Origin of the sequence: Psychrobacter maritimus, from assembly GCF_904846345.1 — a bacterium.
Taxonomy (GTDB): Bacteria; Pseudomonadota; Gammaproteobacteria; order Pseudomonadales; family Moraxellaceae; genus Psychrobacter; species Psychrobacter maritimus.
This window is the reverse complement of sequence record NZ_CAJHAJ010000008.1, coordinates 34,010-55,223: the sequence shown is the minus strand read 5'-3', so window position 1 is coordinate 55,223 and position 21,214 is coordinate 34,010. Positions and strand designations below refer to the sequence as shown.

Annotated in this window: 20 protein-coding genes; 13 read left to right on the top strand and 7 right to left on the bottom strand. The window is 43.4% G+C overall.

Features of this window, described 5'->3' with window-relative positions; translation table 11 throughout:
• Window positions 1-112: 112 nt before the first annotated feature.
• The 7 genes from gshA (at window position 113) to JMX50_RS10920 (ending at window position 7,960) form a co-directional block, all read left to right on the top strand.
• Complete coding sequence (gshA, locus tag JMX50_RS10950; RefSeq protein WP_201629544.1) at window positions 113-1,687, top strand: glutamate--cysteine ligase; 1,575 nt, start codon at window positions 113-115, stop codon at window positions 1,685-1,687.
• A 53-nt stretch (window positions 1,688-1,740) separates the two neighbouring features.
• Window positions 1,741-2,253, top strand: coding sequence for a disulfide bond formation protein B (locus JMX50_RS10945; protein ID WP_201629543.1), 513 nt, complete (start codon window positions 1,741-1,743; stop codon window positions 2,251-2,253).
• 468 nt (window positions 2,254-2,721) lie between these two features.
• The gene (locus JMX50_RS10940; protein ID WP_201629542.1) at window positions 2,722-3,345 is read left to right on the top strand and encodes a copper resistance protein NlpE N-terminal domain-containing protein; all 624 of its coding nucleotides are present in this window, start codon (window positions 2,722-2,724) and stop codon (window positions 3,343-3,345) included.
• Window positions 3,346-3,526: 181 nt separating this feature from the next.
• On the top strand, window positions 3,527-5,014 hold the full coding sequence (gene mpl / locus JMX50_RS10935; protein ID WP_201629541.1) for a UDP-N-acetylmuramate:L-alanyl-gamma-D-glutamyl-meso-diaminopimelate ligase: 1,488 nt from the start codon (window positions 3,527-3,529) through the stop codon (window positions 5,012-5,014).
• Between the two features lie 449 nt (window positions 5,015-5,463).
• On the top strand, window positions 5,464-5,718 hold the full coding sequence (locus JMX50_RS10930) for a GlsB/YeaQ/YmgE family stress response membrane protein (RefSeq protein ID WP_201564232.1): 255 nt from the start codon (window positions 5,464-5,466) through the stop codon (window positions 5,716-5,718).
• 313 nt (window positions 5,719-6,031) lie between these two features.
• On the top strand, window positions 6,032-6,586 hold the full coding sequence (gene def, locus JMX50_RS10925; RefSeq protein WP_201629540.1) for a peptide deformylase: 555 nt from the start codon (window positions 6,032-6,034) through the stop codon (window positions 6,584-6,586).
• Window positions 6,587-6,784: 198 nt separating this feature from the next.
• Window positions 6,785-7,960: a type III PLP-dependent enzyme gene (locus tag JMX50_RS10920; RefSeq protein WP_201620081.1), complete on the top strand. Its 1,176-nt coding sequence runs from the start codon at window positions 6,785-6,787 to the stop codon at window positions 7,958-7,960.
• A 109-nt stretch (window positions 7,961-8,069) separates the two neighbouring features.
• Here JMX50_RS10920 and JMX50_RS10915 read toward each other — a convergent pair whose 3' ends face one another.
• From JMX50_RS10915 to dnaJ, 3 genes are all read right to left on the bottom strand, one after another.
• Window positions 8,070-9,005, bottom strand: coding sequence for a hypothetical protein (locus tag JMX50_RS10915; RefSeq protein ID WP_201629539.1), 936 nt, complete (start codon window positions 9,003-9,005; stop codon window positions 8,070-8,072).
• A gap of 116 nt (window positions 9,006-9,121) precedes the next feature.
• Window positions 9,122-9,952: a 4-hydroxy-tetrahydrodipicolinate reductase gene (gene dapB, locus JMX50_RS10910; RefSeq protein WP_201629538.1), complete on the bottom strand. Its 831-nt coding sequence runs from the start codon at window positions 9,950-9,952 to the stop codon at window positions 9,122-9,124.
• 166 nt (window positions 9,953-10,118) lie between these two features.
• Entirely contained in the window at window positions 10,119-11,249 is a 1,131-nt protein-coding gene (gene dnaJ, locus JMX50_RS10905) for a molecular chaperone DnaJ (RefSeq protein WP_149490309.1), read from the bottom strand.
• A 431-nt stretch (window positions 11,250-11,680) separates the two neighbouring features.
• On the opposite strand from dnaJ, the gene JMX50_RS10900 reads away from it, so the two are divergent.
• Window positions 11,681-12,334, top strand: coding sequence for a DUF2939 domain-containing protein (locus tag JMX50_RS10900; protein ID WP_201629537.1), 654 nt, complete (start codon window positions 11,681-11,683; stop codon window positions 12,332-12,334).
• A gap of 141 nt (window positions 12,335-12,475) precedes the next feature.
• Here JMX50_RS10900 and JMX50_RS10895 read toward each other — a convergent pair whose 3' ends face one another.
• Both JMX50_RS10895 and JMX50_RS10890 read right to left on the bottom strand, forming a co-directional pair.
• Window positions 12,476-13,540 carry a disulfide isomerase DsbC N-terminal domain-containing protein gene (locus JMX50_RS10895; protein WP_201629536.1) on the bottom strand — a complete coding sequence of 355 codons (1,065 nt, stop codon included), beginning with the start codon at window positions 13,538-13,540 and terminating at the stop codon, window positions 12,476-12,478.
• Between the two features lie 524 nt (window positions 13,541-14,064).
• The gene (locus JMX50_RS10890) at window positions 14,065-14,769 is read right to left on the bottom strand and encodes a pseudouridine synthase (RefSeq protein WP_201629535.1); all 705 of its coding nucleotides are present in this window, start codon (window positions 14,767-14,769) and stop codon (window positions 14,065-14,067) included.
• A gap of 196 nt (window positions 14,770-14,965) precedes the next feature.
• Here JMX50_RS10890 and JMX50_RS10885 point away from each other — a divergent pair, with 196 nt between their 5' ends.
• The 4 genes from JMX50_RS10885 to JMX50_RS10870 all read left to right on the top strand — a co-directional run bounded on the left by JMX50_RS10885 (window position 14,966) and on the right by JMX50_RS10870 (window position 18,045).
• Window positions 14,966-15,562, top strand: a complete 597-nt coding sequence (locus JMX50_RS10885) for a YigZ family protein (protein ID WP_201629534.1) — start codon at window positions 14,966-14,968, stop codon at window positions 15,560-15,562.
• A gap of 168 nt (window positions 15,563-15,730) precedes the next feature.
• Entirely contained in the window at window positions 15,731-16,864 is a 1,134-nt protein-coding gene (locus JMX50_RS10880) for a YheT family hydrolase (RefSeq protein WP_201629533.1), read from the top strand.
• 55 nt (window positions 16,865-16,919) lie between these two features.
• Window positions 16,920-17,462 (top strand): acyl-CoA thioesterase, encoded by a 543-nt coding sequence (locus JMX50_RS10875; protein ID WP_201564213.1) that lies wholly within the window; start codon window positions 16,920-16,922, stop codon window positions 17,460-17,462.
• A 205-nt stretch (window positions 17,463-17,667) separates the two neighbouring features.
• Complete coding sequence (locus tag JMX50_RS10870; RefSeq protein ID WP_201629532.1) at window positions 17,668-18,045, top strand: DsrE family protein; 378 nt, start codon at window positions 17,668-17,670, stop codon at window positions 18,043-18,045.
• Window positions 18,046-18,182: 137 nt separating this feature from the next.
• Here JMX50_RS10870 and JMX50_RS10865 read toward each other — a convergent pair whose 3' ends face one another.
• The gene (locus JMX50_RS10865) at window positions 18,183-18,938 is read right to left on the bottom strand and encodes an HNH endonuclease (protein ID WP_201629531.1); all 756 of its coding nucleotides are present in this window, start codon (window positions 18,936-18,938) and stop codon (window positions 18,183-18,185) included.
• Window positions 18,939-19,142: 204 nt separating this feature from the next.
• Here JMX50_RS10865 and JMX50_RS10860 point away from each other — a divergent pair, with 204 nt between their 5' ends.
• Window positions 19,143-20,186 (top strand): NAD(P)H-dependent flavin oxidoreductase, encoded by a 1,044-nt coding sequence (locus tag JMX50_RS10860; protein ID WP_201629530.1) that lies wholly within the window; start codon window positions 19,143-19,145, stop codon window positions 20,184-20,186.
• Between the two features lie 69 nt (window positions 20,187-20,255).
• Here the strand turns inward: JMX50_RS10860 and JMX50_RS10855 are convergent, their stop codons facing one another.
• Window positions 20,256-21,203 (bottom strand): alpha/beta fold hydrolase, encoded by a 948-nt coding sequence (locus tag JMX50_RS10855; protein WP_201629529.1) that lies wholly within the window; start codon window positions 21,201-21,203, stop codon window positions 20,256-20,258.
• Window positions 21,204-21,214 lie beyond the last annotated feature (11 nt).

Here is a 21,214-nt window from a genome sequence, read left to right as displayed (position 1 = left end):
ACGTGGTTTTTAGGGTCGCTTTGGGCTAAACTGACCTGATTCTCTAACCCCTTTTTGCGGTCGGACCGCCTGTGTTTCGACCGAACATAACTAATAACAACAGATGACTATTATGAGTAATATTGCGAGCAGCTTTGTCGATTTTGAAATTCCAAACTGGTTTGACAGTCAGCACCTAGCGGGTATGCTCCGCGGTATCGAAAAAGAAGGGCTGCGTGTTAAACCTGATGGTTATTTGGCGCAAACGCCGCATCCGACTAAGCTTGGCTCCAAGCTTACCCATCCGTTTATCACCACGGATTATTCAGAAAGCCTGCTTGAGCTTATCACTGACCCCAAGACCTCGCCAAAAGAAACCTTAAACATGCTGCGCCAACTGCATTTATTGGTCTATCAAGGTATGCCTGAATGTGAGTTGATGTGGCCATTATCCATGCCGTGTATGCTGTCGTCCAATGATGAAGATATCCCACTGGCCGATTATGGCAGCTCTAATACCGGTAAGTTGAAAACGCTATATCGTAGTGGACTTGGCATCCGTTATGGTCGCCGTATGCAGACGATTGCTGGTTTACATTATAACCTATCGTTTGGCGATGATTTATTTGCCGCGTGGCAAGCGCAAACGCCAACCGCACAAGACCTGACCCTGACAGAATTTAGAAACGATAAGTATTTGGGACTGATTCGTAACTTTAAACGTCTGACCAGTTTAGTGCTGTATTTATTGGGCGCAAGTCCCAGTGTTTGCCCTTGCTTTGTGTCAGGGGTTGAGCATGACCTTGAGCTGCTCAATGATTCGACCTATTATAAGCCGACTGCGACCAGCCTGCGCATGGGCAAGCTTGGTTATACCAACAGCGTACAAGAACATCTCGATATCCGCTATAACAATTTACCCGAGTATATCAAGGGGCTACGCCGCGCGATTCAAACCCCGCATGCAAGCTTTGAGAAACTGGGTTTAAATGATGCCGATGGCAACCCGATTCAAATCAATGATCATATTCTACAAATAGAAAATGAATACTATAGCCCTATCCGTCCAAAACAAATCGCCGAAAGTGGCGAGAGCCCAACCGAAGCGCTTGAGCGTCGCGGCATTGCTTACGTTGAGTTTCGCGCCATTGACCTTGACCCTTATAGCGATATTGGTATTCGCTTATCTAGCGCCTGCTTTTTAGAAGTGATGGCGCTATATTGCTTGCTGAGTGATTCGCCAGAGCTGCTGCCTGCAGAAGAAGAAGCGTTGGCTGTTAATCTTGAGCGCGTGGTCAACGAAGGTCGCCGTGAAAACTTACAGATTATTAATAACGGCGCTGAGCAAACTCTAGAAAGCTGGATGCTCACCCATTTAAGCCGGATGCAACCATTGGCAGCACTACTTGATGCACATTATGGTGGTAATGACTATCGTGCGGCGGTTGCCTTGATGCAAGGTAAAGCAGGACATTCTGAGTCAACCATCTCAGCGCAAGTTAACTCTGATAGTAAGCGTTTGGGCAGTTTATGGCAGCTTGGCTTTACTTTAGCGCAGCAGCATCGTGAATCGTTATTACAGCAGACTTTGAGTCCAAACACGCAAGCCAAATATGAAGTACTTGCCGAAAAATCTATCCTACAGCAAGCTGAACTTGAAGCCGCTGAAACCGAAGATTTTATGGATTTCTTACAGCAATATCGCTAAATTTTTATAATTTTACCCTTCATCAATAACCACTTTATAAGAGTATGCGCCCCATGCGACAGCTGACCACTTACCGTAATCTGCAAGTGTTTTTAGTGATAATGACCGTAATAGGCATGAGTTTTGCGTTGTTTTTTTTGCAGCGTTATATGGGGTTTTCGCCTTGTCCGCTGTGTATCTTTCAGCGTATTGGGCTGATGGTGATGGGCGGCTTTGCGCTCATCGCGGCGGTATTTAATCCAAAATCAATGGTGACACGCTTGCTACTATGGCTGGGTAGCTTGGCAGGTATTGGCTGGGCCGCGACAGTAGCAGGGCGTCATGTCTGGCTACAGCATCTACCGGCTGACCAAGTACCGTCATGTGGCCCAGGTTTAGATTATTGGCTCGATACCCTCCCTATGCAGCAGGTATTAAAAGAAGTGTTTGCCGGTTCTGGTGAATGTGCTTCTATCGACTGGACGTTTATGGGGCTGAGTATTCCCGAGCAATCATTAATTCTATTTAGTATTTTGATATTAACGCATGTGCTTATATTGTGGCGTATCATTCGTCCTGCGCGCTAGCGTGCTTTTATAAGCCGTTTCGCTTTAATGAATAACCAACTAAAACCGTTATGCTTAATCACGCTGACGGTTTTTTTGCGCTTATTTTGTATCTTATTTTGCAGCTGATAAAGGTGTTTATTCGCCCTTATGATTATAGAGTTTACCTAAAGAGCCTCCTTAGTCACTTTTACACTTTGATATCTTTGCAGGGTTTATTTACCCTATTGGAATAAGAGACGGCTTTATAACGCTTTAATCGTATATAGAAAGCGTTGTAATGCGAGTGTTTATAGTGCTGGAACGCGCTACTATTTATTTACCCGCTTACTCTTCTCACATAAATTAACGAAGTCAAGGTCGCACACTTTAGCTATTGCCGTTAAGCTTGTTTTTCTTATCTTCTTTGATTTCTCTCAAAGCTTTAGCTCATTTATTATACTGATAGCGTCTGACCATACTATTTAAAAAACTGTTTTTGGTAATACTATGATAACTTTTTGGTCTACTTCCCTCTCTACTATTACGGCTATCAGACGCTGTATGCGCCCATTATTGGCGTTACCCGTCTGTTTGCTGCTGATGAGCTGTGACAGTGCGTCCTCATCTACCAATAATAAAACGACGCAAGGTGCGCCGATTAACGGTACGCAGCAAGCTGAGGTGCCAAACGATGAGTCTCAAAAGAGCAGTGCTAACAAGGTAGCAGATAAGGCAAATAGCGAAGAAGGCACCTCGCTTATTGCGGCGGCCAATATAAATGATAATGCTCGTCGTACGCCGATGATTTCTGCATCAAATAACGAAAGCACGCTACAGGCAACCTTAATGGGTGATTATGGCGGCATCGTGCCATGCGAATCTTGCGCTAATATCGCTATTACCCTAAACCTATTTTCTGATGGCTCCGTACTAAAAACCAGTATATTTAATCACGCAGAGCCTGCGCGCGCGCCTTTGCTAGAATCTGGCGTCTATCGCCAAGATGACGATATGATTACGATTGTCTATGAGAGAAAAAATATCGAAACCTACCATATCAAAGACAACCTTTTGATTAGGTTGGACGCAGATAAAAATCCTGATGATGACTATAGCTTGGCGCGCAAATAAACGCGTCAATGGATAAGCACATAACGCCTACTTGCTAGGCGTTTTTTATTGGTCATCTTCTAGTGTTTACTTTACAATAAGCCTTTGTCTATTGAGCTGTCTACCGAACTGTCTGCTGCACTAATATGTGTTGCCTGATATTCAAGCTCAATCCCCTTTTTTAAGCTCGTACGGAACGTCTATGCATATTCATATTCTTGGTATTTGTGGTACTTTTATGGGCTCGCTGGCATTATTGGCGCGCGCGCTCGGGCATACGGTCACGGGTTCAGACGCCAATGTTTATCCGCCGATGTCCACCCAACTTGAAAATGCAGGCGTCACGATTGCCGAAGGCTATTTGGTCGAACATTTGCAGCCAGCGCCTGATTTGGTGGTGGTTGGCAATGCGATGAAACGTGGTATGGGTGTCATCGAGTATATGCTAGATAGCGGCCTGCGCTACACCTCAGGCCCACAATTTTTATCTGAGCAAGTGCTGCAATCGCGCCACGTCATCGCGGTGGCAGGTACGCATGGTAAGACCACAACGACGACCATGCTGGCATGGATACTACATTATGCAGGTATTGATGCAGGGTTCTTGATTGGCGGCGTACCACTGGTCGATACCACTGATGAGCATTTACAGCAAGTCTTTGCCCATAGCAGCTACTTGGGCGCTGAAAAAAATAATGATGACGCAGAAAAAACAGGCTACTTTGTTATCGAAGCCGATGAATACGATTCGGCGTTTTTTGATAAGCGCTCAAAGTTCGTCCATTATCGTCCGCGTACGGCGATTTTAAACAACCTTGAGTTTGACCATGCCGATATTTTCGCCGACCTAAATGCCATCCAAACCCAGTTTCACCATATGGTGCGCATGATTCCAAGCACGGGCAAAATTATCATGCCAGCGGCGACTATCAGTTTAGAAGACACCTTGGCAAAAGGCGTTTGGACACCGATTTGGCGTACTGCCGTGCTGGATTCAGCGGCAGATAACACCAATAAAGAAGAGCAGGCGTTAAAAAATAACAGCGACTGGCAAGCTGAACTTATCAGCGCCGATGGCGGTCAATTCAATATTAGTTTCACGGCTGATAAAGAAGCTAAAGCGCTCGTCAATTGGTCAATGAGCGGCATTCATAATGTCAATAATGCCTTGGTTGCGGTCGCCGCCGCTTATAACGTTGGTGTCGACGTCAAAACCGCCTGCGCCGCATTGTCAGCCTTTGCCGGTATCAAACGCCGTATGGAGCTGATTGGCGATATAAATGACATCTTGGTGTTTGATGATTTTGCCCATCATCCGACCGCCATTACCACCACCTTAGATGGTGCAAAAAAGAAACTGGCAGACAGACGCGTTTGGGCGATTATTGAGCCGCGTAGCAACACTATGAAAATGGGCATTCATCAAGACAGCTTGGCTGAGTCCGCTGCCCTCGCCGACCATACGTTATGGTATGAGCCTACCGGACTTGAATGGGGCTTAAGAGAAGTGATTGAAAATGCCAATATGGTAAATCCAAATATGGGTAACCAACAGGTACTTTCTAGCGTCGATACTATTATCGAGCATATCAGTACCCATGCTAAAGCGGGTGATGCTATTGTGATTATGTCCAATGGCGGTTTTGAGGGCATCCATCAGCGTCTATTGACAGCTCTACGCACCCAATAAGACTTTGTTAAAAAACAAAAGGCATTGAAAATGCTTTTTAAAAGCGCGGTTCGTTAAACGAGCGGCGCTTTTTTTATGTCTGATTATCTCCAATAAAAATCCTACCTCGTTTCTATCACTTCTATCACTTCTATCGATTAATTTCCCCTAACTTATCCCCCTAACTGGCCTATGTTACTGCGTTCCATTAAATAAAACCTCCCTCTTAGAACGCTGTACATTAGCACTACTAACTATTAATTCTGTTAGCGACTTTACTACCTTTGTAACCTACTGTTTACCTATCTCATCTGCTTAATAGCAAATATGGCTTTTTCCTCACATAGCCCGTACACAGATAACATTTTGTCCTTACTTTTTGGTTTCAGGAATGACTACAATGAATCCATTAAAAGAAAGCAATATAAATAAGTAACACATTATAAATGGCAACATATTAGGAGAATAAAATGAGCTTTATTTGGATGATTATTGTAGGTCTGGTCGCAGGTTTATTGGCACGTGCTATCAAGCCAGGTAGCGACCCTATGGGTTGGATTATGACCATCGTTTTGGGTATCGTTGGTGCGATGCTGGGTGGTTTTGTTGCAGGCTTAATCGGTATCAATGCTGATGGCGGCTTTATCGGTCTTATCTTCTCAGTAATCGGTGCGATTATCTTACTGTTTATCTATGAGATGATTATGAGTAAGCGTAACGTATAATATTATTTTAGTTTTGATGTATTTCAATTTAAATGGATTTTAATTTAGATGTCAGCTGACTTAGCTACCAATTTAATTGAGCATTTAACAAGCTACATCGTAAAGAAATAATAAACAAAAGGTCTTGCTCGATGCAGGACCTTTTTTATGGCGCGGTTTTTATTTTTTACATTCTGTCTTAACGATTAATTATAAGTTTTGCTTATGTTATCAAATAAGGATATAAAGCGTCGTGTATTGATAAGCATTACTTTTGTCCCCATTTATCTTATAATATCAGACCTATTTTATCTTTATCATTGAGGTAAGCCCTATGGCGTTACTCCCTATTTTAAGTTATCCCGACCCGCGCTTGCGCACGATTGCCAAGCCTGTCAAGGAAGTCACGGCTGAAATCAAAACCTTAATCGCCGATATGATTGAGACGATGTATGATGCCCAAGGTATTGGTTTGGCAGCAAGCCAAGTCGATCGCCATATTCAGCTAATCGTGATGGATTTATCTGAAGATAAAGACAGCCCAAGGGTATTTATTAATCCTAAAGTCACGCCATTGGTAGAAGAAAAGCAGCCATACGAAGAGGGTTGTTTGTCGGTACCTGAAGTCTATGATAAGGTTGAGCGTCCGAATAAAGTGCGTATCGAAGCCTTAGATGAGAATGGCAATAAGATTGATGAAGAAGTCGAAGGCTTACTTGCCGTTTGCATTCAGCATGAGATGGACCACTTAAATGGGGTCATCTTCGTCGATTATTTATCGCGTCTTAAGCAAACTCGTGCGCGTGATAAAGTCCGTAAAGTGCTTAAAATACGCGAAAAACAGGGTGAACAAATCGCGGATAAACAGCCGCAAACGACCAGCTCTTAATTTATTCATTTTTTAAGCCGTGTTTGCTGTTATTTTATTATCATTAAGAAATATCGTTAATAAAGTACGATTGTTATTAAGCTTTATTAATAACAAGACTTATGATGATAAGCTTATGACGTTGATATTGGCTTTTACTCTCTGACGTTTTTATCCTCTGACATCTACTGTCTTCATTAAAGGTTTCCAACCATGACCATGATCAAAATTGACCAATATTTTGACCCTGCCGGCTGGCAGAAATTCACCAAAGCTGCCGAAGGTCGCGAAACCCCGTTTTTGGTCGTCGACCTTAGCCGTATTAAAACCAAATATGCGGAAATGGTCGGTTTTTTCCCAAAGGCGAAAATTCATTATGCAATGAAGGCAAGCCCTGCGGTTGAAGTCATTAACTTGCTTGCTGAGCTTGGTTCAAACTTTGACTGTGCGTCAATCTACGAGCTTGACCGTGTGCTCGATTGCGGCGTTGAGCCGTCACGTATCTCTTATGGCAATACCATTAAAAAAGCGCAGCATGTGAAGTATGCTTTTGAGAAAGGTATTGATTTATATGCGACTGACTCAGAAGCGGATTTAAAAAATATCGCTAAGCACGCGCCTGGTTCAAGAATCTTTGTACGCATCTTAGTACAAGGGTCTGAAACCGCTGAATGGCCGCTATCACGTAAATTTGGTTGCCATCCAAATATGGCCATTGACCTATTGATTCAAGCGCGCGATTTAGGCTTGGTGCCGTATGGCATCTCGTTCCACGTCGGCAGCCAGCAAAAAGACGTTGCTGCTTGGGATGATGCGCTTGCCAAGGTCAAATATATGTTTGACTGGATGAAAAATGAAGAAGGCATTAAGCTGCAAATGATTAATTTGGGTGGCGGCTTTCCAGCGAACTATATCAGCGAAGTCAATCCGGTAAAAGTCTACGCGGAAGAGATTACCCGTTATCTGACCGATGATTATAATGAAGATGAAATGCCTGATATTATTTTAGAACCCGGTCGCTCATTGGTTGGTGGTTCGGGTGTATTGGTCAGTGATGTGGTACTTATCTCACGTAAATCAGATACGGATTTGACGCGCTGGGTCTATACCGATGTGGGCTTATTCCAAGGCTTAATCGAGACTTTGGGTGAAGCCATTAAATACCCTGTTTATACGCCTAAAATGGAAACATCAACCAGCGAAGGCACGGTTGTATTAGCCGGTCCAACTTGCGACTCAACCGATATCATGTATGAAGAAGCCGGTTATCAGTTGCCAGAAGAGCTTGAGATTGGCGATAAAATTTTTTGGTTAACCACGGGTGCGTATACCAACTCGTATTCGTCGGTCGAGTTCAATGGTTTCCCGCCGTTAGAAGTGATTTATATTGATTAGTTTTTAAACAATCAATGTCAATAAAAAAGCGCGGTACTGTGATAAACAGTGCTGCGCTTTTTTATGTCTATTTTAATATGTTCAGTGAGGTGGCGTTAGTAAATACTAGCTACTGCACTAAGAGCGAGATAGGCACACTATTGCTGCTAATAACTCGATTACTGCCATAACCCGAGCTTTGGCTTTGATGATTTTGTGAGATTTGTCCAATATTAACCCACTGTCCGCGTGGCACGATAATGGTGCTATGCAATCTTTGCCCTTGCACGCTATTATTATAACCATAGCGATTATAAGAAGGATTAGCGCGCACGAGCTGTTCTTCAACTTGGGTTAATGTTACTTCTACTTGCCCATTTGGCAATAGCCTTGGCGTAACGGCAATCCCTTGGGTCGTTGGCAACAACACTTGCTGCTGAATAACAATTTGTCCTGACGGGCCATGATAAATCGGATAATTTGGATAACTATTAGCAATATAGGTTTGGTTTAGTGAGTACAGCGTGCCTGTGCTAATGCTTGCTGCACTGCCAGACAACGTTTGTACTTGATATAAATTATTGCCTTGTTGCTGACTGCTACGTTGGTTAATCATTCCTGTGCCCTGAATACCGCGATTGCTAATAACTACCTGACCTTGCTGGATATTACCTTGGGATTGACTATTATTACCGACACGTACTGCAACGGTCAACGCTTGTGGTTGACCATCAATCTGGCTTAGTAACTGTTGTATGGTTTGATAGTTAGCCGCAGTGGTATGCAATACTAATTTATCTTGATAAGTCGATACCGTGCCGCCGTCGCGACTGGCATTTAACTGCTGACGAACGGCTGGTAATAACGCCTCACCGCCATAGGTATGAATGACATAGGTTTGATAAACAGCAGCTTGCACGACTATTGGCACTACGGTCAAACTTAAGGTAAATGCTATCGGGCGCGCATAACTTGTGGTTTTGGCAGTTTTTATATTTTTAATAGTATTAAGTATAGCCACCGTGCGACCAAAACGCGCTATTAGATTTTCACTAAACTTATTCATAACTGACCTCTAGCAATAGTTAAACGCTATTAAAAGCCATATCAAGTAGCCATTAAGCAACAAGCAAAAAAACTTAGTAATTCAAATCTTTCTTGTTTGAAACCTACATTTAGAAACTAGTCATTTAATCCTAAAACATCTTGCATATTATATTGACCAACTTCCTGCTTAATAACCCAAGTTGCCGCACGTACCGCACCAGCGGCAAAGGTCATACGTGCACGCGCACGATGGGTAATTTCAACGACTTCACCATCAGCGATAAACATCACAGTATGATCGCCGATGATTTCACCGCCACGTATCGCATGAATACCAATGCTGCCGGCTTTACGCTCGCCCGTTTGTCCCTCGCGGCCATAAACGGCAACGTCCTTTAGGTTTTGCCCACGCGCCTCTGCGACCGCTTCTGCCATCATATAAGCGGTACCCGATGGCGCATCGATTTTATGCTTATGATGGGCTTCGATGACTTCTACATCAGCATCATTACCAAAGGCTTTCGCTGCCATACCGAGCAATTTTAAGGACAGATTGACGCCTGTTGAATAGTTACCGGCGTAGACGAAAGCGATTTGCTTACTTGCTTCTGCCAGCACCTGCTCTTGCTGCTCATTAAAGCCTGTGGTGCCAATCACCATCGCAACCTTATTCGCCGCGCAAATTTGCATATTTTGTTCGGTCGCATCAGGCAAGCTAAAATCAATCAGCACATCAATGTCATTAATAACGGCTTTTAAATCATCGACAATCTGCACATCTAGACGACCAATCGCTGCGACTTCGCCCGCATCGGCACCGACAAGGCTTGAACCTTGACGTTCAATCGCCGCATTTAGTGTTGTTTGCGGGTTTTCCTGTACCGCTTCGATAAGCATACGCCCCATACGACCACCAGCACCAATAACACCGACGTTAATACTTTGTTTATTTTCTTGCTGACTCATATAACTACCCTAGATATTTTATTTTTGATAGGTTGGTTTTGAAATTTATGAGGTTAAGTTTAACAAATATAATGTATAAATGGTTTTTTATAGCATCAACAAAAAGGCCTATTGTTTCACGTGAAACAATAGGCCTTAAAATTACGTAAACAGTCAAGCTTAGCTATCAATCAAATAAATCGCCAATCTTTTTAAAGAATGATTTTTTATGTGGTGACTGCTGATGCTTGCTGTCGCCATCAAGTGTATCTTGGAATTGACGCAACAGGTCTTTTTGCTCGCGCGTTAGGTTCACTGGGGTTTCGATGACCACACGGCAAATCAAATCACCTTTCATCGTCGTACGTACTGGCGTCACCCCTTTACCGCGTACACGCAACAATTTACCACTTTGCGTGCCTTCTGCAACCTTGATTTTGACTTTGCCATCTAGGGTTGGAATTTCAACTTCTTTACCGAGTGCCGCATCAGTGATACTCACTGGCACGTCCATATAGAGGTCGGCGCCTTGACGGGTAAAGACATCGTGCGGTTTTACGCGTACTTCGACGTATAAATCGCCGTTCTGTACACCAGCGCCACCTGCCTCGCCTTCACCTGCTAGACGGACGCGGTCACCATCATCGACGCCCGCTGGAATAGACACTTCAAGCGTACGTGATTTGTCTTTAACGCCATTACCATGACAGTCAGAGCAAGGATTTTTAATCTGTTTACCAGAGCCGCCACACTGTGGGCACGCTTGCTGTACGGCAAAGAAGCCTTGCTGCATACGTACTTGGCCTTGACCATGACAGGTCTGACAAGTGACAATGTCAGAGGCATCTTTGGCGCCTTTACCATCACAAGTATCGCAAGGCGCAGGAGCCGTAAAGCTGATTTCTTTTTTGCAGCCACGTACCGCTTCTTCTAGCGTCAGCTCAATGACATAACGCAGGTCTGAGCCGCGACGTGAACGTCCACCGCCGCCACGCGACTGACCAAAGATATCGCCAAAGTTGCCAAAGATATCGCCAAAGATATCTTGGAAATTGCCACCGCCGCCGCCGAAACCGCCGCCGCCCATGCCGTTTTCAAACGCAGCATGACCCATACGGTCATAAGCTGAGCGTTTTTCTTCGTTGCTCAGTACTTCATAAGCCATCGATGCTTCTTTGAATTTATCTTCAGCATCAGGATCTTCAGAGTTACGGTCTGGATGGTATTTCATGGCCAGCTTGCGGTAGGCTCGCTTAATTTCCTTGCTATCAGCAGTCTTACTGACACCTAATACTTCATAAAAATCGCGCTTACTCATGGGCTCTCCTATCGTCTTCACAGTCCACCGGTCGGTCGATTCATCAACCCGAGTCAATCACCCTACTTATCATTCTACCTACACTCGCACTAAAAGGTTTCACATGAAACACAGCGAAATACGTGGCGGTAAAAAGGATGATTTATGAATCTTGCAAGCGAATACGGCGGGATGCTGCTTAGCCAAATCAATTTATTAAAAGTTTGCGCTATTTATGGAGATGCCAACATGATTTATCAAGCGCTTGGATGATGAAATTCTGACTTATGAGGTTTTAAGCCTGCTAAAAAAGGTTTTATTAAGAATTGAGCAAAGGTTTTTATACCTTTATAAAGGCTGGCCATGCTAATATTTAGCGCCATATTGATGGGGTTTCAAATCCCATTTTTGAGATTTACCGCCATTGCGTTTGCGCTAAGGTAGCAATTTTTATGAAAAAGCTGATTGTTTTATTGATTGTCATTGCAGTCGCTGTCTATGGCGGCTCGCCTTACTATAGCGCCTATCAGCTGAAAAATGCCTATGATGCAAAAGATGGCGCGACTATCGCGGCGGCGATTGACTATGAACAGGTACGTCCAAGTATCCAAAATCAGCTGACCGGCCAGTTTGCGCTAACCATGACCAAATATCCATTGGTTGCAGAACTGGGCGGCGCGCCATTAACGGAAGCGGCCAATGGTTTTATTATCCAAGCAGTCGATGGTGCTATTACGCCGCAAAATATCGAAAAACTGATTAATACCCAAGGTCAGGCCAATACCGCGACCAAGGAGCTTGCCGCCGCATGGGCAATCGCCAGTAATCAAGTCGATTTAAAGAACCTGATTCAAAACTTAATCATCAATCGCGGCGACGTCAATGCAGTCGTCAAAAACCAGATGCAGCAAATCATGCAAAAGCAAGCGGCGGAACTGGAACAACAAGCAGCGCAAGGTACGGATAGCGATAAGCCAGCACTGAGCTATTGCGGTATTAATTGCTTTACTATCAGCGGTCAGGTTAAAGGTTATCCGCTTACTATCGAGATGCAGCGAGATGGTTTGATAAATTGGAAAATCGTCGATATCGTCTTGCCGCGATAGCTGTTGCTGCAATAGACTTATAGAATCAACTGTTAAGCGCAATAAAAAAACTGCCCTATGAGCTAAGCTCATAAGGCAGTTTTTTTATGAGTTATTTTTATTAAAGACTTTATCTCATAGACTTAAAATAGTTAACACTAACTACTCTACACCCAAAAACTCTAAAAACTCAGGGCTCTCAAAGCTTGCTTGATACAGCACACCATCTTCACGATAAATAGCAGGCGTTGCCATTACCGCAAGCCCTGCCGCTTTTTCACGGTTAGGAGTCACATAATCGACGTTACAACTTGCTGGTGCAGGGGTCATCTCTCCCTTTAACATTGCCTTATCAAAAGCGCTGCGACGACTGTCTTCATTGCTCTGACACCAGATAGCGCGCATTTGCTTAGGTGACTGCTCATATATTGGATAACCGATGGTTTTCACCGTCACACCTTTGGCATTAAGCATGGGCAGCTGTTGATGCAAGCGGCGGCAGTAAGGACAATTGACGTCATTGGCCACATAAATGACCGCTTTTTCAGGGCCGGTCGCTGGATAATTAATCAGCTGGTTTTCATCTAATGTCGCAAATACCGATTGATTTTTACGCTTTTCAAACTCTTGATCGAGCCCAATAAACTGACCGTTTTCAATCACGGATATCTCGCCATCGGTAATATACTGCGCATCATCTGATAATAAAAAAGGCACGCCCTCCAGCGTTGCGCCCCAAATGACACCCGGTACGGCGGTATAAAAGAACGGCGTCTTGGCACTCATGTTTTTTAGCGCATCCATATTGGCGAGGATGGCAGATTTGACGCTGGCACTAACCGGTTTACCAACTTGTGCACTGCTGCTACGTGCTGGAGTCTTAGTCACTACGCGTTTGCTTGGGTTCTTTTGCAGCTCGCCTTGAATGACATATTTGCCATCTCCGGTAATATGTAGCGGCGGCTGTCCTGCCAAATTCACCTGATACATATTGGGCAGTTTAGATACTACGATAGAGGTAACTTCCGTTTTGATACCAGCTTTAGTCAGCAGTTGGCGTAATTGACTATCGACAGCTTTGGTTATGCTGCCAGCCGCTTGGGCGGTCTGAGGCGCTTGGCTGGTATTTTTCTTGATAGCGTCAGTGGCGCTTGGCTGCGCACAAGCGGTGGTCGTCAGCAATATGGCACTGATTAAGCTGGCAGATTTTAATACAGGTAATTTCACAGAGACAGTCCTATTGGTTTTTAATAATAGTTGCGTAGTAATCTAAAAAGAAGAACCGCTATATTTAATAATAAGGATTTTCAAATTCACCTTATTAATAAAGACAACCATATTATGTAAAAACATAGATTAAAAATAATAAACAGACTGTAGCACATGGGATGATTTTGCAAAGCCTTAAGCTGTCAATTTTGCAAAACTGCTACTGAGCTTTAAGAGATAGGCAACACAGACAGCTGACAGAAATAACCACGGCAAACGATAAGCAGCAAAAAGCAGCACACTTTTCAGTGGCTGCTGATTTTGGAAAAATATGTTAATAGCTTATTCTAGGGCGTGTCTTCAATTCAATCGATAGACATCTAAATGGTCTAAAAATGGCTAAATTTTGCCAAACTTCGTCAAATAGCTTGGTAATATCCCGATATTAACTGCACTATTTTCCTTGTTTGGCTACAATTTATCTCATTTTTATCACCATTTTTAAAATGAGGACACGCCCTAAGGTTTAGCAAAGCTTAAATTTAGAATTTAGCCACTTCTTCTGGTGTTAGGAAACGACTGTCGCCTTTATCCAAACCGTCTAAAGTGATATGACCAATACTGGCACGATGCAGCTCGGTGACTCTGTTGCCAAAGTAACCCATCATACGTTTTACTTGGTGATATTTACCCTGCTCTAAGGTTAAACACGCATGGGTTTCATCGATGAATTCAAGAATCGCAGGCTTGGTTTCTTCGTGCTCGCCTTCTAACAAGATACCTTCAGCCACTTCTTTAACAGCATTGGCTTGAGCGTCGCTATCCATTGCTTCAGCTAAGGTCAGCTCATAAATTTTGGCATGCTCATGTTTGGGGCTGGTGACACGGTGCAACCATTTGCCATCATCACTGATAAGCAACGCACCCGTGGTATCGACATCGAGGCGACCCGCAATACGTAAGCTACCAAGCTCTGGTACGGCAATCAGCTCAGTGACGATAGGATGTTCTTTAACCTTTAAGGTACATTCAAAGCCTTCAGGCTTATGCAGGAGGATATAACGATTGCCAGCCGCAACTGACAATGGCTCGCCTGCCCACATCACTTCGTCGCTGACGATATCGACGTGTAACCCAGGGTCTTTGACCACAGTATCATTTACCGTCACTTCACCGGCGTGCAGAATCTTTTTTGATTCTTTACGCGACAGCTCAGTGGCTTTACTAAGAAATTTATCTAGACGCATACTATTTACTACCATCCGTTTTATGTGACCCACCCTAAATCAGAAGCCAACGTCATTAGCATTCAAGCGTGACCTGCTCGTTATCTTCACTGGTTAGAAATGGTACTATAATAAAAAATTAATGAACACTGTGCCAAATACGGACAACAGTGAAAGTCAGACCAGTTTACCATATCCAACCTAAGCCTGATGAAATATGAGCTATCAAACGCTAAAACATGCCGTCACTACTCGTTTGGAAATTAAAAAATCCGACTTTATTACTTATGCTTATCCTGTGACCTCGCGTGAGCAGGCGATGTTTCACGTGGAACAACTACGTCAAAAATATGCCGATGCCCGCCATCACTGCTGGGCGTATATCATCGGTGACCCTAATAATACCACCAGCGCTGGCTTTGACGACGATGGCGAACCAAACGGCACCGCAGGACGGCCAATATTAAATGTCTTGCAGCATAAATCTATCGGCAACGTCATTATCATCGTAGTGCGTTATTTTGGTGGTATCAAACTCGGTGCCGGCGGTCTCACCCGTGCTTATGCTGGCTCAGCGCAAGCGGCCGTCGATGAGATGGTTTTGCTGCCTTATGTGCCGATGACACAAGTACAAATATTGGCTGAATTTGCCACCGAAGCCCAATGCCGCTATGTAGTAGAAAGTTTAAATGGCAGTATCGATGATGTGACTTATAGTAAGCAAGTGACATTGACCGTAACGCTCGCTGAGGCAGATATCGACAGCTTAAAAGAGCGGCTGGCGATGGATGGGCGTGTCTTGGATAAGCCATAAGATATGCGTATTTTTGATTAGCTGTTTTTAACGAACTATTTTGAGTAGCATTGTTTTGATTAACATTGTTTTGAGTAACCATGCGTTCACTGAAAATCATTGGTTTTAACCTTGGCAGTCGGTATGATAAGTCACTGTTTTTTATAACAACTCATATAAGACTGACCTATGCCAACTTCAAAACCAACCAAACCTTTCTCGCCCGCGCCGTTTAAACCGCCCTTTTGGCTGAGCAACCCGCATTTGCAAAGCATCTTGCCGAAGTTTTTTGCGCCTAAGACGCCAAGCTACCGCCGTGTGATTAAGCAAGATTCATTGTGTGAAACTGATATCGCTTATGACTTTTACGATGCCCATCCTGTCCATTATTCAGAAGCTTCAGAAAACGGCAAACTTGAGCAAACACCATTAATCGTGTTATTTCATGGCATGGAAGGCAGCAGCGACAGCCATTATGCCCGCGCCTTGGCGTATCAGATGCACGCGCAAGGCTGGCATTTTGTCGTGGCGCACTTTCGTAGTTGTGGCGGCATTCCTGCTAACGGGCGCGTGTTTTATAACGCTGGTGACACGGGCGAGGTGCATCATATGTTAGAAAACTTGCGCGAAAATTACGCGCATATTTATGCGGTAGGCGTGTCACTTGGTGGCAATGCGTTGGCAAAATATATGGGCGAATATGGCGATAAAGCGCTATGCGATGGCGCAGTCGTGATTTCTGCGCCGGTCGATATGTCGTCCGCTGCGATTACCATGCATAGCTTTTTAAGCCACCGAATTTATACACCGTATTTGCTCAATCCAATTATTAAAAAAGCACTGGCTAATGATTTAAGCCAAGATGAGATTAACTCTATCAAAGCGGCCAATCGTATCAGTGACTTCGATGATATTTTCACCGCTCCGCGTCATGGCTATCGCTCTAAAAACGACTATTATCACTCATCCTCTGCCTTGCCATACCTAAGGGATGTCACGCGCCCGCTACTACTCATTAGCGCCAAAGATGACCCCTTTATTGGTTTTACCGCCACGCCAAACGATGTCTCGGACAGTGTCACTATTTTAGATACCGAACACGGTGGTCATATCGGTTATTTGCGTTATCGTTCAGACAGTCAGGCAAAAAACGCCCAATCGACTAACGCCCAATCAACTAATGATAATGCTAAAACCAAGCAAGCGGGCAACAATGGTAAAAAAGCAAAAACCTCAAAATTCGATATCAATTGGATACCCGAAACCGTCAGTGCTTATTTTAAGCATATTGGTGTAGCCTCTAAGACTTATAATAACGATTGATAATCTGGCAAACCGCAATTCTATTATTTAAACTTTAACCCTTTGAGACTGTGCTATGTATCCATTTATCCGTTATGCCAGCACCATCGCCCATGCCGCGCTGCAAGTAAAAAAAGGCAATACCTTAACGTTTAAAGATACCAGCGAGATTACCTTTCGCTGTCGTTTGACGGACATTGATAATTTTTTAGAGATGAATAATGGACGCGTGCTGACCCTTTATGATTTAGGGCGTACCGACTTTGCAGTACGGAGCGGGCTTGGTAGCCAACTGCTTAAGCAGCGTTGGGGTTTGGTCGTCGCTGGTAGCACCATCCAATATCGCAAACGCATTCGCGCCTTTGATAAAGTAACGATGAAAACTCATATCGTCGGTTTCGATGAGCGCTGGATATATATCGAGCAGTCGATGTGGGTAAAGGGCAAGCCTTGCTCATCTGCCCTACTGCGTACCGGCGTCACTGAAGGCGGCAAAGTCATCGAGACCTCGCGTATCTTAGCAGCGTTAGATCAAGCGGATTGGCAGCTACCGCCGAGCGGCTATGTGGCAGAATGGATAGTCAGTGATGCCGACCGCCCGTGGCCGCCGCAAGCTTAAAGCCAATTATTCAACGGTATTGGTAAGTCACAAGCAGACATTCACAACTACGTAACCTTATAACTACTGTATAGCTACTATTTTCTAACAAGACATTATATAAATACATATAGTAAATGTTAGGATAGTAGTGAGTTCCCTACTCAACTGAATACTCTTTAATTAACAACAAGCTAATTAAAAACAGTCTAATAAGGAAAATAACATGGTTAATAATACGGATTATGTCGGAACATTATTTGATAATAGTGACTCAAACCCAAGTAAAATCACCTTAGCCTTTACCATGGCAGGTGTCGCGCTTAAAAAAGGTCACTCTGCCTCAGTGATATTGATGGTAGATGCGGTACATTTGGCATTACCGAACGCTTTAGATAACGTCAATATTGGCGCGCCATTTGAACCTGCGGGCGAGTTGCTAGAAGCTTTTATTGAAAAAGGTGGTCAAGTATTGGTCTGCGGCGCCTGTATGAAACACAATGGCGTAGAAGAATCAGCCATTGATAAGCGCTTCACCGTCATCAGTGGTGATGATGTGGTTGAGCTGCTGATGAACGCGAAAGGCTCTTTGCAGTTGAATTAGTAATAAAATTTATGTGAAATAATTTTTATTCTTAAAAGGAAGTCTTTATCTGAGACTTCCTTTTAAAGTTTAATTTTTTGAAAATAAGCTAACAGATGATCCTTACTTTAATATCAGTACTTCTTGTCACAATAGTATTACCACCATGAAAAGTACCTTTCTGAAGTGGTGACCTCTATATTACTTTTAGACTTATTACAGGTTTCACAAGTCAGTTGAATATTACAAGGATCATTAACCCCATACATATCTAGAGGGACAATATGATCAAAATTACTTTTCTTATAGTTGTTAATTAAGTTTGTTAGATCTGTATTGCAAAATACACATCTGCCTTTATCTCTGTGAAAAACTGCCTTTTTCACCCAGACTGGTATATGACACCTCTTTATTGTTCCTTTTTCAGTAATATACTCACTAGGATAAATTAAATTCTCTTCAGAAATATGAGTAGAAACTATCTCATTGAATTTCAGAAGAAGCTTTCTATTATTAAATAAGACATAAAAAGCCTCTTCAGACATCTCAGAGAACAAATCACAAAACTTATCCTCATTTTCTAAGAACCATTCATATGCACCTGAATTTTCTTTATCATTATCTTCCACTATTTTTGGAATATTAATATTATAAGTATCAAACTTCTCATACCAATCCAATAGATTTTCATCGTCATAGTAGTATCCATTTTTTCTGAAATCATGGCTATAAAAATTTAAAGCTGTAATTACAATGTACTGGTGCAACAAAGTGTCTTTACTAAATTTAGCTGAATGCTCTATAAAATAATCTTCGTTATAGTTCCAGAACCCCGTCTCTAGGTTTATATGTTCTTCAACAAGATTAATTAGATCGTAAATGCCATGAAAACTATATTTCTGTAGCTTACTCATTTTTCTGACCCAATCATTGTTCAATGAATATATTATAACTTTAAGTCAAATCGGATTGTTATTATTTACTTAACTACAAAATCGTAGCCAAAACCTTACTGCTTTTATCGAATAACTAAATACACATTATCTAACACGCACGCCATTCAGCTTTGCTAAAGTAAGTCATGCCAACTTTCTCATAAAACAACAAGGACGCCGGTCATGACCTTACTAAATACCTTTGATTTAACCTATCCTATCGTGCAAGCACCGATGGCAGGTGCCACCACGCCTGAGCTGGCAGCAACAGTCAGTAACTTTGGTGGACTAGGGTCATTAGGAAGTGGCACGACGGCGCCCGATATTTTAAATGACCATATTAATACTCTCAAATCGCTCACCAACCGCCCTTTTATGATTAATCTGATGGTGTTATCCGAGCATGACTCTAATACCTTGGATAGTGAAATTCCTGCTTGGCTAACTAAGTATTATCAAGAAAACAATATCGAAATGGCGTTACCTAAACGTCCTGCGCTAAGTTTTGCAGAGCAGCTACAAGTGCTGTATGACAATCCAGTTCCTGTCGCTAGCTTCACCTTTGGTATTATCAGCGCCGAGCAAGTTCAGCGTTTAAAAGATTTGGGTACGCGCGTCATCGGTACTGCCAATCATCCATTGGAAGCAAAAGCATGGGCGGAGATTGGCGTCGATGCGGTATGTGTACAAGGCATAGAAGCTGGCGGCCATCGCGGTGGCTGGTTGCCACAAAGCGCAAACGATCCAATGGGATTATTGACGCTGATTAGTCAAACGCGGGCTTGTACTGATATTCCTTTGATTGCAGCAGGCGGGATTATGACGGGGCAAGCTATCAAGGCGATTCAAACAGCCGGCGCTGAACTTGCGCAAATAGGCACAGCATTTTTGACTACTGATACATGCGGTATTAATGATACGTATAAACAGGCGCTACTCGATGCCAGTCAAAATAAGCGCAGTAGCGAGACACGTTTAACAAGACTGTTTTCAGGTAAGCAGGCACGCGGATTGTTAAATGACTATTTGGGCGATTTTGGTCAATACGAAAGCGCGCATGAGCTACCGCCCTACCCACAATTAAATGCCATGACCAAAGACTTGCGTGCTCATGCGAAAAACAACTTTGATGCAGAACATCAATCTTTATGGGCAGGACAAGGGGTAGCTTTGGTCAGACAAGAGAGCACGATTGAATTGCTAGAGCGCTTAGTAAAAGATTTATAGTTTAATTAAGGTAGGTTAAGTTTTTAACCCAGCCTACCTTAATTAAACCAACTTATTCAATCGAGATTATTACTTATTAAGCTTTTCACGAAATGCTTTATAGTCATCCGCAGTCTTCTCAAGTGCTTCGACCATCGGTACATGACCGACTTCTGGCATCATAATGACTTCTGATTGCGGGATAATTTCTTTTATCAGATTGACCGTTTCAGGCTTGATGATCTGATCTTTCTCGCCCCACACCACTAGCGTCGGAATCTTATATTGTGCGATGATTTTGGCGCGTTCTTCGACATTATCGGTGACGATTTGCTCGAGGATTTTGGCGTGCAGCTCTTTATTAGCGATACGTTCTTGGGCAAATACCGCTTTGATCGATTTTGGCAAATATGGCGGCTTATACATGACAAAATCGTACATTTTGTAGAAGTCTTCATTACTATTAATCAATAGCGGATTGTTCTCTAACGTTGCGCCTGCAAGTGCTTCGTGAATACCTGCTGACCAAAACCCTGCGCTATCGACCAACCATAAGCTTTTGACCTCTTTTGGATATTTCGCGGCGTAAGCCACACTGATAGCGCCGCCCATCGAGTTGCCACCGACGTGAATGTTGGCTGCTAAGCCTTTAGCTTGTAGCAGCTCATGCAAGCGCGTTGCTTGCGCCTCCGAGCGATAATCGGTGCTCATCGGTTTGCTCGACGCACCAAAACCAAGCAGATCAGGAATGATCAGATGATAGCCTTCTAACTGACGCGCGATACGGGTAAAGTTGTCTTTATTACCGCCGAAGCCATGAATCAGTAATAAAGGCTCGCCAGCGACATTGCCGTTTTCTGCATAGACCATCTTATCGCCAGAGGCTAGCGTTAGCGATTTGATTTCTAAATCAGACTTTGAGCGCTCATATTGAATAATCTTTTGGGTGGTATTGACCGCTAACGTATTGGGCGCGGTGGTACAACCGACGACTGAAAGACTAAAAAGCGCGGCAAGGGCTAGGCGTTTTAATAGCATCGAAACATCCT

Coding starts and splice junctions, on each gene's coding strand:
- gshA (WP_201629544.1), top strand. CDS start 113: ATGAGTAATATTGCGAGCAGCTTTGTCGATTTTGAAATTCCAAACTGG.
- JMX50_RS10945 (WP_201629543.1), top strand. CDS start 1,741: ATGCGACAGCTGACCACTTACCGTAATCTGCAAGTGTTTTTAGTGATA.
- JMX50_RS10940 (WP_201629542.1), top strand. CDS start 2,722: ATGATAACTTTTTGGTCTACTTCCCTCTCTACTATTACGGCTATCAGA.
- mpl (WP_201629541.1), top strand. CDS start 3,527: ATGCATATTCATATTCTTGGTATTTGTGGTACTTTTATGGGCTCGCTG.
- JMX50_RS10930 (WP_201564232.1), top strand. CDS start 5,464: ATGAGCTTTATTTGGATGATTATTGTAGGTCTGGTCGCAGGTTTATTG.
- def (WP_201629540.1), top strand. CDS start 6,032: ATGGCGTTACTCCCTATTTTAAGTTATCCCGACCCGCGCTTGCGCACG.
- JMX50_RS10920 (WP_201620081.1), top strand. CDS start 6,785: ATGATCAAAATTGACCAATATTTTGACCCTGCCGGCTGGCAGAAATTC.
- JMX50_RS10915 (WP_201629539.1), bottom strand. CDS start 9,005: ATGAATAAGTTTAGTGAAAATCTAATAGCGCGTTTTGGTCGCACGGTG.
- dapB (WP_201629538.1), bottom strand. CDS start 9,952: ATGAGTCAGCAAGAAAATAAACAAAGTATTAACGTCGGTGTTATTGGT.
- dnaJ (WP_149490309.1), bottom strand. CDS start 11,249: ATGAGTAAGCGCGATTTTTATGAAGTATTAGGTGTCAGTAAGACTGCT.
- JMX50_RS10900 (WP_201629537.1), top strand. CDS start 11,681: ATGAAAAAGCTGATTGTTTTATTGATTGTCATTGCAGTCGCTGTCTAT.
- JMX50_RS10890 (WP_201629535.1), bottom strand. CDS start 14,769: ATGCGTCTAGATAAATTTCTTAGTAAAGCCACTGAGCTGTCGCGTAAA.
- JMX50_RS10885 (WP_201629534.1), top strand. CDS start 14,966: ATGAGCTATCAAACGCTAAAACATGCCGTCACTACTCGTTTGGAAATT.
- JMX50_RS10880 (WP_201629533.1), top strand. CDS start 15,731: ATGCCAACTTCAAAACCAACCAAACCTTTCTCGCCCGCGCCGTTTAAA.
- JMX50_RS10875 (WP_201564213.1), top strand. CDS start 16,920: ATGTATCCATTTATCCGTTATGCCAGCACCATCGCCCATGCCGCGCTG.
- JMX50_RS10870 (WP_201629532.1), top strand. CDS start 17,668: ATGGTTAATAATACGGATTATGTCGGAACATTATTTGATAATAGTGAC.
- JMX50_RS10865 (WP_201629531.1), bottom strand. CDS start 18,938: ATGAGTAAGCTACAGAAATATAGTTTTCATGGCATTTACGATCTAATT.
- JMX50_RS10860 (WP_201629530.1), top strand. CDS start 19,143: ATGACCTTACTAAATACCTTTGATTTAACCTATCCTATCGTGCAAGCA.
- JMX50_RS10855 (WP_201629529.1), bottom strand. CDS start 21,203: ATGCTATTAAAACGCCTAGCCCTTGCCGCGCTTTTTAGTCTTTCAGTC.